The organism is Paenibacillus sp. BR1-192 (assembly GCF_029542445.1).
Lineage (GTDB): Bacteria > Bacillota > Bacilli > Paenibacillales > Paenibacillaceae > Paenibacillus_AQ > Paenibacillus_AQ lautus_A.
This window is the reverse complement of sequence record NZ_CP120718.1, coordinates 2877381-2892339: the sequence shown is the minus strand read 5'-3', so window position 1 is coordinate 2892339 and position 14959 is coordinate 2877381. Positions and strand designations below refer to the sequence as shown.

The window sequence follows — 14959 nt, the reverse complement described above, 5'->3', positions numbered from 1 at the left end:
TTCGCTTACCAACTGTTCTCAGGGGCTCACTTTGTCATTCCTACGGACTCGAGAATATGAAATCAGCCTCTGGCGGTGTCTTATCACTGCCGTCCTGGGCATCTGACCTCCCGGTTGACCCCAAAATCTGCTCGGCCTCCGAAGCCTTCTCTTCCCGAAGCGTAACCTCCGTATTCACGTCATCGTTCGGGAGAATGCCATCGTAACTCGTTCCGGTAGCGGATTTTGCAGGGGGATTTATATTGGATGCCGGGCTCCAAGAATCCGGACTCCTGGCTCCGCCAGCATAGGCGGAATTTGGAGGCATGTCGGACACTTGCGCTTGCTGACTCGGCTGGAGTTTGCTTAAATCGTCTTCCAGCGTGTTTCGGAGCGTAAGCTCCAATTGCTTCTCGGCTTTCTTCACGATGTTCGGGTTGCTTGCAATCAGCTTCGTCACCTCCGCGTTCGGCGGATAGTTCGGAATCGCTCTCTCTTGCAGCTCGGGTTCTACATAGGTAAGCGCATAGAGCGTAGCATCATGCAGATAAGCGTCAACCAATGCGCTGGAGAGCAATAAGATTTCCTGCTCGCTTAACGTTGTCCAAAATGCCGGATTTTGGAGCCTGTCGATCTTCTTTTTGGATAAAACGATGTAATCCTGTCCGGTTGGGAACTGGACTCTAACATCAATGACATCCCCCTTTTGCAAGTCGCTTGGCAGATATACGGATTTCATCTCCCGGTGACGGAGATCGGGCCGCGTCGGCTCCTCTTCAAAGAGCATCGCGCCGGTAATCGGCATTCCCTGAAGCAGCTCAATCTTGGCGCCCTTCCCGGCAATCTCTTCCCTGCCCGAGAAGAGATTGCCGGACGAACCGTCATACGGCAAACGCACTTCCTTGATGTCCTCGGCTTCTATGAATTGACCCGGCGGAATATCTCTTACCGGGACCCATGCCGCCTGAATCGAATTGAGCTGCTGCAGCTGGGTCTCTTCAAGCTCCGCGATTCGCTGCTCGTATTGGGTGCGCTCCACGTGCCGCTCCTCTTTAGAGCCGTGCACATAATACAACATGGCGCCGGCACATACAGCCCCAGTTACGGCTGCGCCGGCAAGTCCGGCAAATATCAGTTTGCGGCTTCGCCTCCTGATAATCGGCATGGCTTCATCTCCTTCCGTTCAAATGCGGTCAATTCTTAAGAAACCTGAATCTTCGCTTCCGTTCAGCCTGCGGCAAGCAGTCCTGGAAGAGCCGGGCGAATGCCTGCCGACTGCTGTCAGGTATTTCGAAAGGGTCCAATTGCAGGGGCAAGGCATAAACCTTATTCGTGCCTAGCGTTTTCCTCATCTCCTGAATCGTTTCTTCTCCGGCAAGGGGCAGGGCATAGATCCGGCCCGGCTGCGGGTGCCTGGACAGCATTCGGGCCAGCGTTGCCACATCATGCCGCCTCCACTCCGCTCCCGAACCGATAACAATCGGCAGATCGGCCCGCAGGAATTCCTCCAGCCTTTCGCTGTCCCTGTACGCCCCCAAATCCAATACAACCGCATCGTAACTGCCCCCGAGCAGCGAAATCACTTCACTCCTCGCTGTTTGTCGCCAAAAGTGGATCCCGTTAATCTCGAATTTGCGGATAGAGCCGAGCCTTCCGCCCTCCGCTATTTCCTGTATGCGGCTGAACGAGGTGGATTTGGCGCTCATTTCAATGACGGCTACCTTTCCGTACCTTGAAGCAAGGAAATGTCCGAAGGCGATGCAGCTATGCGTGGTTCCTACGCCGGACGATGCACCCAATACGGCCGCAACAAGCGTCCCGGGCACCGTGCTGGTTTGAACCGCAGATAGATTCGCGGAAATCGAATGCTGCCGCTTCAGCGCGGACCGAACTTCAGCTGTCGATTGATATCGATGCTCCGGAGCATATTGAAGCAGCTTTCGGATAACCGGCACTAACTCTCTTGGCAAATCGCCGCGAATATGGCGCTCCACTCCCGTGATCCATTCGCTGAATTTGCCGCCGGTCGAGAGATAAAGCAGAAGCGCCCCCAATCCGTACAAATCCGATCTGGCATCGCTTTGCCTGCCACCGTATTGCTCCGGTGCCGCAAATCCGACCGTGCCGAGCTTGACCGTATCCTCGCCGCTCTCATGCTTGTAGCTTCTCGCGATTCCGAAATCGATGAGTCGGACTTCCAGCTGATCGGTCAGCATGATGTTCGAAGGCTTTAAATCCCTGAATATGACTTGGGGCTCGTGAAGGTGAAGATACTCCAGGACGTCCAGCAGCTGCTCCGTCAGCTCCATGATGAAGTCCGGATTCACGTTTCCACGGTAACCCCGGAAATATTTTTCCAATGTCATGCCTTGAATGTAATCCATAACCAAATAGGTATAGCCGTTGTCCTCATCACGAAAAAAATCGACGATGCGCGGCAGACGCGGATGGCTCAGTTTAATCAGAAGCTGTGCCTCATCCTGAACGGTGCGCTGCATACCCGGTTCAGACAAAGTCTCCTTCACCGCCCATTGCTTCCCGGGCAGCTTCAGATCTTCGGCCAGATATACACAGCTCATGCCCCCTTCGCCGATGACGCGGTCAATGACGTAACGCTCACCCAATACATCCCCATGCACCAATTTGCAAGGCTGATTCATCTCAATGCCCTCTCCTCTGACTTACAAGCACAACAAAAAAGGAAAGCACTCCGCCGTATCACTGAAACGTGATCATAGCGGGATGCTTTCCCTTTAAGTTGCCGTTGGTTAATTTTGGAATCATTATAGAACAAAATACTTGAACTTGTAAAGGCTTTTTTAATACTTAATCATATAAAGCGTAATCTCGTCCCGATTATGGAACAACTGCTTCGCTCCCTGAATCTGCATTCTGGACGCTTCAAATACCGACATGATCTCCTTCACCAATGCCATTGGCTTCTTGGTCAGCAGCTTGACCGTAACGACGGCCGTGCCGCCGGTTTCAAGGCTGTGCAGCAGCCCGGTCACCATTCGGGCCATCAGTTTGGGGCTCCAGCTCATGTCGCATACCAGCAGATCGAATTCATGCTCTCTAAACGTTACGTCCGCAGCATTCTTGTGGATGACACGCAGGTTTTTATGCCCTTCCAGGGAGGGGTGCATTTTCGCCGGATCCACCGCCGTAACCTGCAAGCCGCGTTCCAATAAAAAGGATGTCCAGCCTCCCGGCGCTGCTCCGATATCGACAGCCTTGCGAAACGTATCGAAGGGTATCCCAAACTGCTTCTCGGCTTCAAGCAGCTTAAATTTGGCTCTTGAGATTTGACCCTCTTCCCGCTGAAAACGGACCGCGCCTCCGTTCCAATCCGACAGGTTGTCCTCCGGACGCGATACACCGGCATACCAGACATTGTCAGCAGCGAATAGTGAAATGATCCATTCGGGTGCCTGGACCGTGTATTCCAGCTCAAGCGGTGCCAAGCGAAGCTGCAATTCGTCCCGAAGGGCTGCAGGGCTCTCCGTCCATGAGCTGTTCTCCGTCTTGCGGATTTGGATGGATGCGCGGCTTTGGCTAATCTCCTCCCGCTTCAGCACATGATCTGCTGTCAATTGCAGCGCTGCGTCTACGGATTCGGCCGCGATTTCCCATTGTACCGGAAAGAGATGCCGCAGGAAAATAGGCGGCTTTGTCGTAATCAGCCGCTTAGCCTCAGCTTCGGAGCTGCCGAGTGTCATCAAAAACACCTCGCCTGGCATCATCATGGTGCTTTTTAGGCTGCCAAACATCCGGCGCAGCTCTTCCTGGGCATACGGAGCGAAACCATGATTTGCCGTGCATACCCATTTACTGTGAAAATCCCGATGGTTCTGATTCTGTTCCTCATGTTCCTGCATTACATTTAATTCGTCCAAACGGATTAACCTCCAGAAATAACTTTGATCCAGGGACGTCCGCCATCCCATTCCAGCTGAGCGTCGATATCATAAGTTTGTTTGATAAGTTCATGGTTCAATACTTCATCTTTGCGTCCCGCGGCCGTCAACCGCCCGTCTTTAATAAGCGCCACATGAGTAAATAAAGGGACAATCTCCTCGACATGATGCGTGACGTACACGACCGTAATATTACGCTGCCTCAGCCGGTCAATCTCATGCAGCATCTTCTCCCGTTCATACAAATCCAAACCGGCACACGGTTCATCCATAATCAGAATCTTCGGATTGGCCATAAGGGAGCGTGCCAGCATCACTTTTTTCCGTTCCCCTTGGGACAAGGTCCCGAGAGGCAGCTCCGCCAAGCGGCCGAAATCCATTTCGTTCAGCAGGCTGTAGGCTAAACTTCTGGCCTCTTCCGGAATGTCCTGATAAAAGCGTAAAAAGGCATACGCCCCTGTTGCGACAACCTCCCACACCGGGTCGCTCAGCGTCAATTTCTCTAGCAGCGATTGGCTGATATAACCGATGGATTTACGAACCTCCCGAACGTCACATTGGCCGTATACTTGGCCCAGCACTTCTACGCGTCCACTGGAAGGGAACATATATCCCGTCATCATTTCCAGCAGCGTCGTTTTGCCGGATCCGTTCCTGCCCAGGATCACCCAATTCTCATCCGACTTCATTTCAATGCTGACATCATCCAAAATGTGGCGGTTCCCCCGAATGAGCGACAGGTGCTGCAAAGAAATCATGGCTTCACGCTCCTAATAAAACTGACGATATCCTGTACGGAGCCCATCCGATAAAGCACTTCCGGGTCTGCTCCAGGGCTTGATGGGATCGCGAGCAGTGCCGGGACGCTTCGAATTTGATACCGTTCCACGATGCCCGGAAGGAAATTCACGTCCGCTGCCAGCAGCTGTACATCGGGCACCACAAACTCCGCGACATCCAGCATCTTACGCGCTGCCGCGCAAGTACCGCATAATGGCGTGTGCAAAAAAACGATGACAGGATCCGCCTTCGCGTCACGCTTCATCAGACGTTCCTGCCATTCTAGCCTCTCCAACAGTTCGCGCTGCGTAACCTCAATCATCTTGAACCTTGGGCAACTTCCCGCAGCACGGAATCGGGCATCGGTCCATTGTGGACCTTGACGCTTTTTGGCATGTGCTCATACAGCAGCTCATACATTTTTCTTCTGCCCGACGGGCTTGAGGTGTGCAAATATATTTCATTAGCCTGTAGATTCTCGGCAATCATGGCCGCAACGACGTCTCCGCCGTTCATTTGGCCATGCCCGAGTTCGAAATCAAGCGACAGAACGTCCACTTCGCATTCACGGAGCATCAGCAAACATTCTTCCCCGTTTCGAGCCAGCGCGAATCCTTTCGGATTGGGGCGCCAGTCGTCTAAATAAAGATGAATCATCCTACCCTCTCCCTATCAGGACCAGGACAGCACCTTGGCGATGTCTTCCCGATGCGTGCCGTCAGCTCCTTTTTCACTTTCCAAGACAAATGCCTTACCCGCAAGTTCCGGTGCCAGAACCAGGCGCTTCAATGCTTCTGTTCCTATCATGCCTTGCCCGATGCGGGCATGGCGATCTTTTCTTGAGCCGGCTCCATATTTCGAATCGTTTAAATGAACGGCTACCGCCGATTCCCAATAGGCTAGCTCCTTGCCTCTGGCAAGGAGCTCATCCGTATTCGATAAGTCCCAGCCTCCGGCGGCAAACAAGTGGCAGGTATCCAGACAAAAGCCTATTTTTTCCGGATAATCGGCAAGCTGTCTAACCTTAACGCACTCTTCAAGCGTCATTCCCATAGCTCCATGGTCTCCCGCCTGATTCTCGATCAGCAGCTTGGCCCTACCTGCCCAGGAAGCCAGCACATCATTCATGCAGCGAATAATGTTCTGGTACCCTTCAAGCACGTTCTGGCTCTTGAGATGCCCAAAATGTACAACGATGCCCAGCGACCCGCAAGCCTCGGCAATCATAAGATCATTCTTAAGGGAATCCACGGTCAACCGATAAAATTCTTCCCCCCGGGTCAAACCAACCGCCATATTCGTTGGATAAGGCGTGTGCGCGATCGAGACGAGACCCTGCTCCTGACAAAACATCGCGCAAGCCGCAGCATTGCGGACATCCGGCGTCTTCAAGTGAAGGCTGCGCGGATTTTTCGGAAAATACTGATACGCCAGTGAACCGATCCCGGCTGCATGCTGGGCTGCCGCGAGAAATCCGCCCCGTGTGCTGACATGGCTTCCAATCCGGACTTTAGACTTCATGCTGGCAATTCGGGCAAAAGAAAACTTTGCGCGAGGCGTGCTCCGCCTTCACGATCGGCGTACCGCAGCGAACGCAGGGCTCTCCTTCACGATCGTACACTTTGCATTCGTCGTTATAAGCACCTGTCAGCACATCCCCTTCCTGAAAGGGCATTTCCATGTATCCTCCGCCGTCCGTCGCCTCGTGCATCACTTTGACGGTGCTGTCGTACAGCTGCTCTAGTGACTCCTCCGGCAAATCCTGAATTTTGGATAGCGGGTGGATTCGGGCATCAAAAGCGATCTCGTCCGCATAGCAGTTGCCGATGCCGGCGACGACTTGTTGATTGACCAGCGTCGTTTTTAAGGCGCCCCGCCGTTTTCCAATCAGTTCGACGAAACGCGCTTTGGTCATTCGCCGATCCAGAAGCTCAGGACCAAGGTCTTTTAGGGCGTTCTCGGTTTCCCTCGCTGTTAGAAAATGCAGATAACCCAGGCGAAGGCCGATAAAATACAGCACCTGGTCACCGAACGTGATCTCGACCTGGGTCGAACGGGAAGGGCGCTCCTCATCCCTGCCTCCCAGATACAAAATGCCCCCCAGCATCAGGTGCAGCAGGAGTCTGCCTCCGTTATGCAAATGGAATATGAGGTGTTTGCCTCTCCGCTCCACAAAAATGACCTTGCTTCCGTTCAGGGCCGAAGTAAACTCGTCAATCGTCACATTCAAGGATTTTTCACGGTTCACGACCACATCGGTGATCGGCACATTCAGAATGCTCTGAGATAACAATCTTCGGTAATTCTCCATTTCCGGCAGTTCCGGCATGATTCATCTTCCCTTTCGTCAACACACAAGTTTATGTATAATACTTTTGCTTATCATGAACACAGCAGGCTGATCACTTCGTTCAAATCCCGGCATATAGAGTCTGGCGTGACGCCGGCGGCTTCCAGATGCGCTTCCATATTGCGATCGGTCGTGATTCCGGTCATGACGAGAACCGTTTTGCAGCCGGCATGCACGCCAGCGGCAATATCCGTACGGATATTATCTCCGATTACATAAGTTTCTTCCGGAGCCAAACCCAAGCGATCCGAGGCATACTTCATCAAGATCGAGGACGGCTTACCGATAACCGTCGGCTTAACTCCCGAAGCGGCCTCGATCGCAGCCCCAAGCGAGCCAGCACCAGGCATCAGGCCGGTATCGGATGGCAGCTTGCAGATCCGGATTGGTCAAGATCGACACAGCTCCCTCCTGAATCCAGCGAACGGCACGGGTTAACTTCTCGTAATCAAACGAGCGGTCGATTCCTTGAATGACGTATTCAGGGGACTGCTCCACGATGGTAAGGCCCGCGGACAACAGCGCTTCGCGAAGTCCATCTTCCCCGAGCATCGCCACCTTGGCACCGGGCGACTCCTCAGCGATATATTTAGCTGCAGCGAGGGAGGATGTGCATACTTCCTCCGGCAAAGCAGGAATCCCCATCTCCATCAGGTGAGCCGCCACCTGCTCCGGCGTGCGTGAAGAATTGTTCGTTACATACAGGAACGGAATCTGCATTTCTTTCAACCGCTCGATCAGCAGGTCAGCCCCCTCGATTCGATTCCGGCCATGGTACAGCGTTCCGTCCAGGTCAATCAGCAATCCTTTTGGTTTTTCCATGAATAAATGCACCTTCTTTATTTCTTTCCTTCACGGCATAAATGATTCATCTGATGAAAAGGTGACCATTCAAGGCCGTGTTGTAAGGGTTAATCATCCTTAATATATGTATGGCTGCAGGCATTCAGCTGTCCTTTACTATAATGAACTTAGAAATACCGATAGTATTATTGTAAAGAAGCCCATTACCGGTTGCAAGGTTCATGCCGATCGCTTCATTCTTACGGTCGACGCGTCGAAAGAAATCGAAGACTGTCCAAGTCTTAGCGTTTATGAACCGCTTTGTCGCATCCTGCGCTTTCCCGGAAAATAATGCCCCCGACCACCCGATATTTCCACTTAATTCACCGCTGTGCGTGCCTAGGAACGCTGGATAGGATACAACCCGAAATCCTCCGCCAATCGCGTATTCGCAAATATCTCCCGCGCTTCGTTTAGCAGCGGCTGTAAATGATCGATATCCTTATACCGGGAGCTGAAGTGGGTCAAGAACAGCGCTTTTACCCCAGCCCGTTCAGCCGCTTCCGCCGCCTGTTTGGCGGTACTGTGATAGTATTCGTGCGCAAGCTCCGACAGATCCTCCATGAACGTGGCCTCATGGACCAGGAGATCCGCGTCCTTGGCCAAAGCCTCCACGCCTGCGCATGGCCGCGTATCCCCGAGAATCGTGACCACCCTCCCTTTTTTCGGTGTCAGGAGCACATCCGAGGCATGAATCCATCGGCCGTCGCCGAGTTCCACGCTTTCCCCTCTTTTCAGCTTGCCATAGAGCGGCCCTGGCTTGAGTCCATAGTCCGCCAACCGTTTCAGGTCCAGACTGCCGGGGAGATCCTTCTCCACGACACGGTAGCCGTAACTCTCGGCCCTGTGATCCAGCTTGGCCGATTCCACGAGGAAATTATCGTCCTCAAACAAAACGCCACCGGTGTGCTCGATGACCTCCATCGTATAAGGAACGCGCGATTGGCTGATGCTCAGCGTAGTTTCAATGAAGACTTTGATGCCTGGGGGACCATAAATCGTCAGGGGTGATGTTACCCCTTGGGCACCTCGGCTGGATAGCAAACCTGGCAAACCGAATACATGATCACCATGCATATGGGTAATGAATACCTTTTCAAGCTTGGACAGCTTGAGCGGGGACTTTAATATTTGATGCTGCGTGCCTTCTCCACAATCAAACAGCCACAGACTTCTTCGTTCTTCCAGCATTCGCAGTGCAATCGAGGTCACGTTACGCTGCAGCGTCGGAACCCCCGCATTTGTTCCTAGAAAATAGAGTTCCATCCCTCTTCTCCCCTTTCGGTTGTAAACCGGAGAAATCCCCCGAAACATTCGGAGGATTTCAAACCGGCTGTACCGGTATTCAAATGTTAAGCTTTTTCCACGTTAAAATAATGAGCCTCCGGATGGCTGAACACCATCGCGGATACCGACGCCTCCGGTTCCATCATGAAACCCTCTGTAAGATGAACGCCGATATCTTCTGGCTGCATCAATTTGAATAAAGGCTCCTGATCCTCCAGATCCGGACATGCCGGATATCCGAAGGATACGCGAATGCCTTGGTATCTCGCTCCCAGGCGCTGTTTCATCGTCATGTCTGCCGGATCGGGGTATCCCCACGTATCCCGCATCATATGGTGAATTCGCTCTGCCAGCCCTTCAGCCGTTTCCAGGGCAACCGATTGAAGTGCATGGGAACGGAGATAGTCGCCTTTATCCTTCCATTCCCCGGACAATTTCCCGACGCCGTGCCCTGCCGTAACGACCAGGAACCCGACGTAATCCATCACCCCGCTGTCTACGGATTTCAGGAAGTCCGCCAAGCACAGATACGGCTCCACCTGCTGCCTTGGAAACGTATAGGTATGCAATATTTTCGATGCATCCTTTGGATCGTATATGATAATATCATTTCCTCGCGACTGCGCCGGGAAGAAACGGTACATGGCATGTGCCTGTATGATTCCCGATTGAACTGCCTCTTCCAGAATGCCGTCAACGGTTTCCTTAAGCGATACCGCCTTCGGATCATTGGCTTTGAGCAGCTGTTCCACGGATCCTTTAAGGCCTAAATGATGTCCCAACAGCATCTGCATGTTGATATAAGGCAGGATGTGCGAAATCGGATAATTCCGGAGCACATGCCGCTCCATATCCGGCGGTATATACACCGGGGCTTCGGTCGATATTTTGGATCGGAGTCCTTCAGACAGCTTCGGCATTACTTTTACAACCTGTGGCGCCGCTGCATCCGCTTCCTGCTCCGCCTTAATCTCTTCAGCCATTTGGGTCCGCAGCACCGGATCGCTCAGCTGGTTGGCCAATGCAAGCCCGTCCATCGCGTCTTTCGCGTAGAGCACCATTCCGTCATATTCGGGGCGGATGCGCGTCTTCGTGAACTTCCGCGTCAACGCGGCCCCGCCAACCATGATCGGAACGCTAATGCCCGCGTTTTTCAAGTCCTGGGCGGTGGATACCATCTGCTGTGCCGATTTGACCAACAAACCGGATAACCCGATGGCGTCAGGCTGCTCCCGCCGGTAAGCCTCGATAATTTGCTCCGGTGGTACTTTTATACCCAAATTAATGATTTGGTAACCATTGTTGGACAAGATGATCTCCACCAGGTTTTTACCGATATCATGGACGTCGCCCTTCACGGTGGCCAGCATGATTTTCCCTTTGACCGACGACTCGTTTTTCTCCATAAAGGATTCCAAATACGCCACGGAGGCTTTCATCACTTCGGCGCTTTGCAGCACCTCCGCCACAATGAGCTCGTTGTTGTTAAACAAGCGGCCAACCTCGGTCATCCCTGCCATTAGCGGGCCATTAATGATCTCCAGCGCGCCGTATTTGGTCAAGGCTTCATCCAAATCCGGAAGCAGGCCTTCCTTGGAGCCTTCCACCACATAAGAGGCAAGTCTTTCTTCCAGCGTCAGATTGGATACCTTTACCTTCTTCTCTACCTTTTTATCCCGGAACGCGGCGACGAATGCCGCCAGCGTCTCATCATTGGTTCGATAAATCAGATCCTCCGCCAGACGCCGCTCTTCCTCCGGAATGGAGGCATAGCGCTCGAGCTTTTCCGTGTTCACGATTGCGTAGTCCAATCCGGCCTTCGTGCATTCGTACAGATACACGGAGTTCAGCACTTCACGGCCCGCTTCCGGCAATCCGAAGGAAACGTTGCTGATGCCGAGGATCGTATGCACTTTGGGCATGGCTTCTTTTATCATGCGAATGCCCTCTATCGTTTCCTTGGCTGATCCGATGTACTGCTCGTCACCCGTACCTACAGGGAACACAAGCGTGTCGAAAATAATATCCTCAGGCGAAATGCCGTATTTGTTCACCAAGAGATCATAAGACCGCTGCGCCACCTTGAGCTTGTCGTCGCGATGAATCGCTTGACCGCTCTCATCGATGGTCCCTACGACGACCGCAGCGCCGTATTTGTGCACCAACGGAGTCACATGCTCAAATTTCTCCTCGCCGTCTTCAAGGTTAATGGAGTTAATAATCGCTTTCCCTTGCGAATATTGCAGGGCCAAGTCAATGACCGCCGGATCGGTTGTGTCGATCATCAGCGGCACCTTCACCTTTTTGACCACCAGCTCCAGGAATTGGATCATATCCTCAGCTTCTTCGCGATCCGGATCCTGTACGCATACATCAATGACATGGGCGCCATTCTTGACTTGAGCACGAGCGATCTCGGAAGCTTCCTCATATTTTCCTTCCACGATCAAACGCTTAAATTTGCGCGAACCTAAAACGTTTGTTCTTTCGCCCACCATATACGGACGGTTTTCCTGCTCGATATATACCGGCTCGATGCCGGACAATGCCGGCAAGTGCCCGCCCTCAAGCGGACGTGGGGTGAAGCCATCCATCGTTTGTTTTAAAGCCCGGATGTGGTCAGGTGTCGTACCGCAGCATCCCCCAGCGATGTTAAGCCAACCTTTTTCAGCAAAAGCCCCCATCTTTTGGGCAAGCGATTCAGGAGATTCATGGTATTGGCCATTCTCGTCAGGCAGACCCGCATTCGGATAACAGCTGATCGCGCTTCTCGACATTTCGGACAAGGAACGGATATGGTCGCGCATGAACTCCGGCCCCGTTGCACAGTTCAGGCCGATGGATACCGGATTCAAGTGTTCCAAAGAAATGTAAAACGCCTCGATGTTCTGTCCCGCAAGCGTTGTTCCCATCGGTTCGATTGTCCCGGATATCATGATGGGAAGAGTGACGCCCGTCTTATCAAACGCTTGTCGAATCCCAATGCTCCCTGCTTTCACATTGAGCGTATCCTGCGACGTCTCGAGCAATAGGGCATCCACGCCGCCTTCAATCAAGGCTACGGCTTGCTCCTCGTAACTCTCGATCAATTCGGCGAAGGTCACGCCGCCGGTAACCGACAGCGTCTTGGTTGTCGGACCCATCGCACCCACGACATATCGCGGGCTGTCCGGCGTAGAATATTTCTCAACTGCAGCGCGGGCCAGATGAGCCGCTTTCAGGTTGATTTCCCGGGCAAGTTCAGGTATATCGTATTCAGCAAGCACAACGGACGTTGCGCCAAATGTATTGGTTTCAATCAGGTCGGCACCTGCTTCAAGATATTGTTCATGTATTTTTTGAATGACGTCGGGCCGATGAATGACCAGCATTTCATTGCAGCCATCCAGCTCCGGGCCGCCAAAATCTTCAGCCGAGAGGTCCTCTTGCTGGATCATCGTGCCCATGGCACCGTCAAGAATTAATATTCGTTCTTTAAGCACTTCTTGTAAGCTAGGCTTGTTCAACTCATAAACCTCCCCCGAAAACGTTAAATCTTAGTGTATCAGAATACTTTTCAATAGAAAAGTCGAAATATTGCACAGCTATCGGTACAAATCAACATTTGCAGATGACAAATGCGGTGAGGGGGGCTATAATACATATTAATCCAACGGGAGAAAGAGGGTTAAAGCTATGGCAGAAATCGTGATTCGCAACACGAACGAACGCATTACTGGGGAAGAAAATGTTCGGGAATTCCTGAATAACCAAGAGGTTGTTTATGAGCATTGGAATATGGATAAACTCCCGGCAGATCTTCAAGAAAATTTCAAGCTGAGTGATGAAGATAAGCAGCGCATTTTGGACACTTTTGACGAAGAAATTCGCGACCTGGCTGCAAGACGCGGCTACAAAATCTGGGATGTCATCACGCTTTCCGAGTCCACGCCCAATATAGAGGACCTGCTTAAAAAATTCGAAGAAGTTCACACCCACTCGGAAGACGAAATCCGAGCGATCGTTGGCGGCAAAGGGATCTTCATTATTAAAGGCTCCGACGATGTCGGTTACTTTAACGTAGAGCTTGAGCCGGGCGACGTTATTTCCGTACCGGAAAATACGCCTCATTTCTTCACGCTGATGGAGAACAAGCAGATCATTGCGGTTCGTCTCTTTATTGAAGAGAACGGCTGGGTAGCTACTCCGGTAGAAGATCCCCAATTCCAATAAGCCTAAAGCGGCTGACTGAATAGGAAAATGGAATAAGGCAGCGCATGATCCGCCCAACGGATGGATGCGCTGCCTTATTTATTGGCTGTGTATGGTGTATTACTCGGTTACCGTCAATTCCTTCAGCGGCATGGAGTGCTGCCCTCTTGCCGTGACATGGGAAACGATGCGATAGGTTCCTGCTTCCTCGAAGGTTTTCTCCATTTTGTAGACCCCGCCTTGATCATGTTTAACCGGAACCTTTGCCTGAACGCCTCCGCCTTCCAGCGTCACTTCGAATTCCACGTCGTTTGCATCTTCGACCGGGCTGCCTGCTTGTGTAACCTTCGCTTCGATCAACACTTTCTCGCCTGCCTTAATGCTCTCTGGCGTCAGAGAGAGCTCTACGATAATCGGCTCCGCCATCACATCATCACTGGGCGCCGCCTTGCTGTCATTGCATGCGGCAAGCGCAACCGCCATCAACACCATGGCTGCAATAAAGGCCATCTTTTTCCTGGTCATCCAACCACCTCTTTTACGAATTCATGCTATGTATGATTTATTCACGTAATGGTCCATTCCAAACAGCGTCTTTTTCCTAATTCATTATATCGCATTATTCTTTAACTTCTATCTCATGCAGCTTACAATTGTGTGACGTTTGTCACTGCCAACAGCCTCTTTCCTTTCAAACATGGCAACCAACAAAAAAACAGCCCCGAATCGCATCAGCTGCTGCCAGGACTGTTCCTATGTACGCTAATATATCTCGCTAATAGATCTTGTAGAATAGTCGTGAACTCTTGATCACGTCATTTATAAGGACGCCACAATAGCATGCAGCTCGGATAAATGTTTGATCTCAAACTTCGGCTGAATGGCCGGATCATGAGGCCGGTCTACCCGATTGATCCAAACCGTATGCAGTCCTGCGGCATTGCCGCCTTTAATATCTGTGGTCAGCTTATCTCCCACCATCACGGCCTGATCCGCCTCGACGCCTAACAGATCAAGCGCATGCTTGAATATGGAAACATCCGGCTTGCCTTTGCCGAAATCACCCGAGATAATAATGTGGTCAAAATAAGGGACCAGTTCCGGAACGCCATCAAGCTTCTCCTGCTGCAAATCCGGACTTCCGTTCGTTAGAAGCAGCAGCTTCACGTTACCCTGCAATTCCTTCAGCACTTCAAAGGTTTCTTCATATACGTAAGGTCTTGTTCTGCGTTCCGCAGCAAATTGCGCTGCCAACGTCTCAGCCAACGCTTCATTATCAACGCCAAGGCGATGAAGTCCGCGACGCCAGGATTCCTTGCGGTATACGGGAGCCAATTCTTGCAGCTTTCGGAATTCGGGCTGGGATCCAGCCGTAAAATTAGCCCACAAGCCTTCAAACGGATTGATCCCGATCATTTTGGTAAAAGCAAAAGTATCATAGGATTCATACAATGCTCTTGCTTCATCACGCACCGCGGCTAAAAGCGCGCCGGCATCAACGCCGGTTTCCGCCGCTCCGGCTTGGCATGTCACTTCAAACGCTTCTTCTACACTGCGTTCATCCCACAACAACGTATCGTCCAAATCAAACAAAACCGCAGCAATCGGCATT

The 14959-nt window shown here is 52.0% G+C and carries 13 protein-coding genes and 1 pseudogene; 1 reads left to right on the top strand and 13 read right to left on the bottom strand.

The window, feature by feature from the left end; translation table 11 throughout:
• Positions 1-40 precede the first annotated feature (40 nt).
• The 11 genes and pseudogenes from P0X86_RS12925 to metH all read right to left on the bottom strand — a co-directional run bounded on the left by P0X86_RS12925 (position 41) and on the right by metH (position 12662).
• Positions 41-1144 (bottom strand): SAF domain-containing protein, encoded by a 1104-nt coding sequence (locus tag P0X86_RS12925; RefSeq protein ID WP_277748621.1) that lies wholly within the window; start codon positions 1142-1144, stop codon positions 41-43.
• A 28-nt stretch (positions 1145-1172) separates the two neighbouring features.
• Entirely contained in the window at positions 1173-2639 is a 1467-nt protein-coding gene (locus P0X86_RS12920) for a serine/threonine protein kinase (RefSeq protein WP_277748620.1), read from the bottom strand.
• A 159-nt stretch (positions 2640-2798) separates the two neighbouring features.
• Positions 2799-3875, bottom strand: coding sequence for an SAM-dependent methyltransferase (locus P0X86_RS12915; protein ID WP_277748619.1), 1077 nt, complete (start codon positions 3873-3875; stop codon positions 2799-2801).
• A 5-nt stretch (positions 3876-3880) separates the two neighbouring features.
• The gene (locus P0X86_RS12910; RefSeq protein ID WP_096773384.1) at positions 3881-4654 is read right to left on the bottom strand and encodes an ABC transporter ATP-binding protein; all 774 of its coding nucleotides are present in this window, start codon (positions 4652-4654) and stop codon (positions 3881-3883) included.
• The gene (locus P0X86_RS12905) at positions 4651-4998 is read right to left on the bottom strand and encodes a thioredoxin family protein (protein ID WP_213577894.1); all 348 of its coding nucleotides are present in this window, start codon (positions 4996-4998) and stop codon (positions 4651-4653) included. Before P0X86_RS12905 ends, P0X86_RS12910 begins: the two co-directional genes overlap by 4 nt.
• Complete coding sequence (locus tag P0X86_RS12900; RefSeq protein WP_096773382.1) at positions 4995-5333, bottom strand: cyclic-phosphate processing receiver domain-containing protein; 339 nt, start codon at positions 5331-5333, stop codon at positions 4995-4997. The genes P0X86_RS12905 and P0X86_RS12900 overlap by 4 nt, the downstream gene beginning before the upstream one ends.
• A 15-nt stretch (positions 5334-5348) precedes the next feature.
• A complete protein-coding gene (locus P0X86_RS12895; RefSeq protein WP_277748618.1) occupies positions 5349-6197 on the bottom strand; it encodes a deoxyribonuclease IV in 849 nt (282 codons plus the stop codon).
• Positions 6187-7005, bottom strand: a complete 819-nt coding sequence (locus P0X86_RS12890) for an Fpg/Nei family DNA glycosylase (protein ID WP_096773380.1) — start codon at positions 7003-7005, stop codon at positions 6187-6189. The genes P0X86_RS12895 and P0X86_RS12890 overlap by 11 nt, the downstream gene beginning before the upstream one ends.
• A 53-nt stretch (positions 7006-7058) precedes the next feature.
• Positions 7059-7848, bottom strand: a pseudogene (locus tag P0X86_RS12885) (TIGR01457 family HAD-type hydrolase).
• Between the two features lie 360 nt (positions 7849-8208).
• Positions 8209-9135, bottom strand: a complete 927-nt coding sequence (rnz, locus tag P0X86_RS12880) for a ribonuclease Z (protein WP_096773378.1) — start codon at positions 9133-9135, stop codon at positions 8209-8211.
• Between the two features lie 86 nt (positions 9136-9221).
• Positions 9222-12662: a methionine synthase gene (metH, locus tag P0X86_RS12875; protein WP_277748617.1), complete on the bottom strand. Its 3441-nt coding sequence runs from the start codon at positions 12660-12662 to the stop codon at positions 9222-9224.
• Between the two features lie 169 nt (positions 12663-12831).
• On the opposite strand from metH, the gene P0X86_RS12870 reads away from it, so the two are divergent.
• Positions 12832-13368, top strand: coding sequence for a cupin domain-containing protein (locus P0X86_RS12870; RefSeq protein ID WP_090911665.1), 537 nt, complete (start codon positions 12832-12834; stop codon positions 13366-13368).
• A gap of 99 nt (positions 13369-13467) precedes the next feature.
• Here P0X86_RS12870 and P0X86_RS12865 read toward each other — a convergent pair whose 3' ends face one another.
• A complete protein-coding gene (locus P0X86_RS12865; protein WP_015734672.1) occupies positions 13468-13872 on the bottom strand; it encodes a FixH family protein in 405 nt (134 codons plus the stop codon).
• 294 nt (positions 13873-14166) lie between these two features.
• Positions 14167-14958, bottom strand: a complete 792-nt coding sequence (locus P0X86_RS12860) for an HAD family hydrolase (protein ID WP_277748616.1) — start codon at positions 14956-14958, stop codon at positions 14167-14169.
• Position 14959 lies beyond the last annotated feature (1 nt).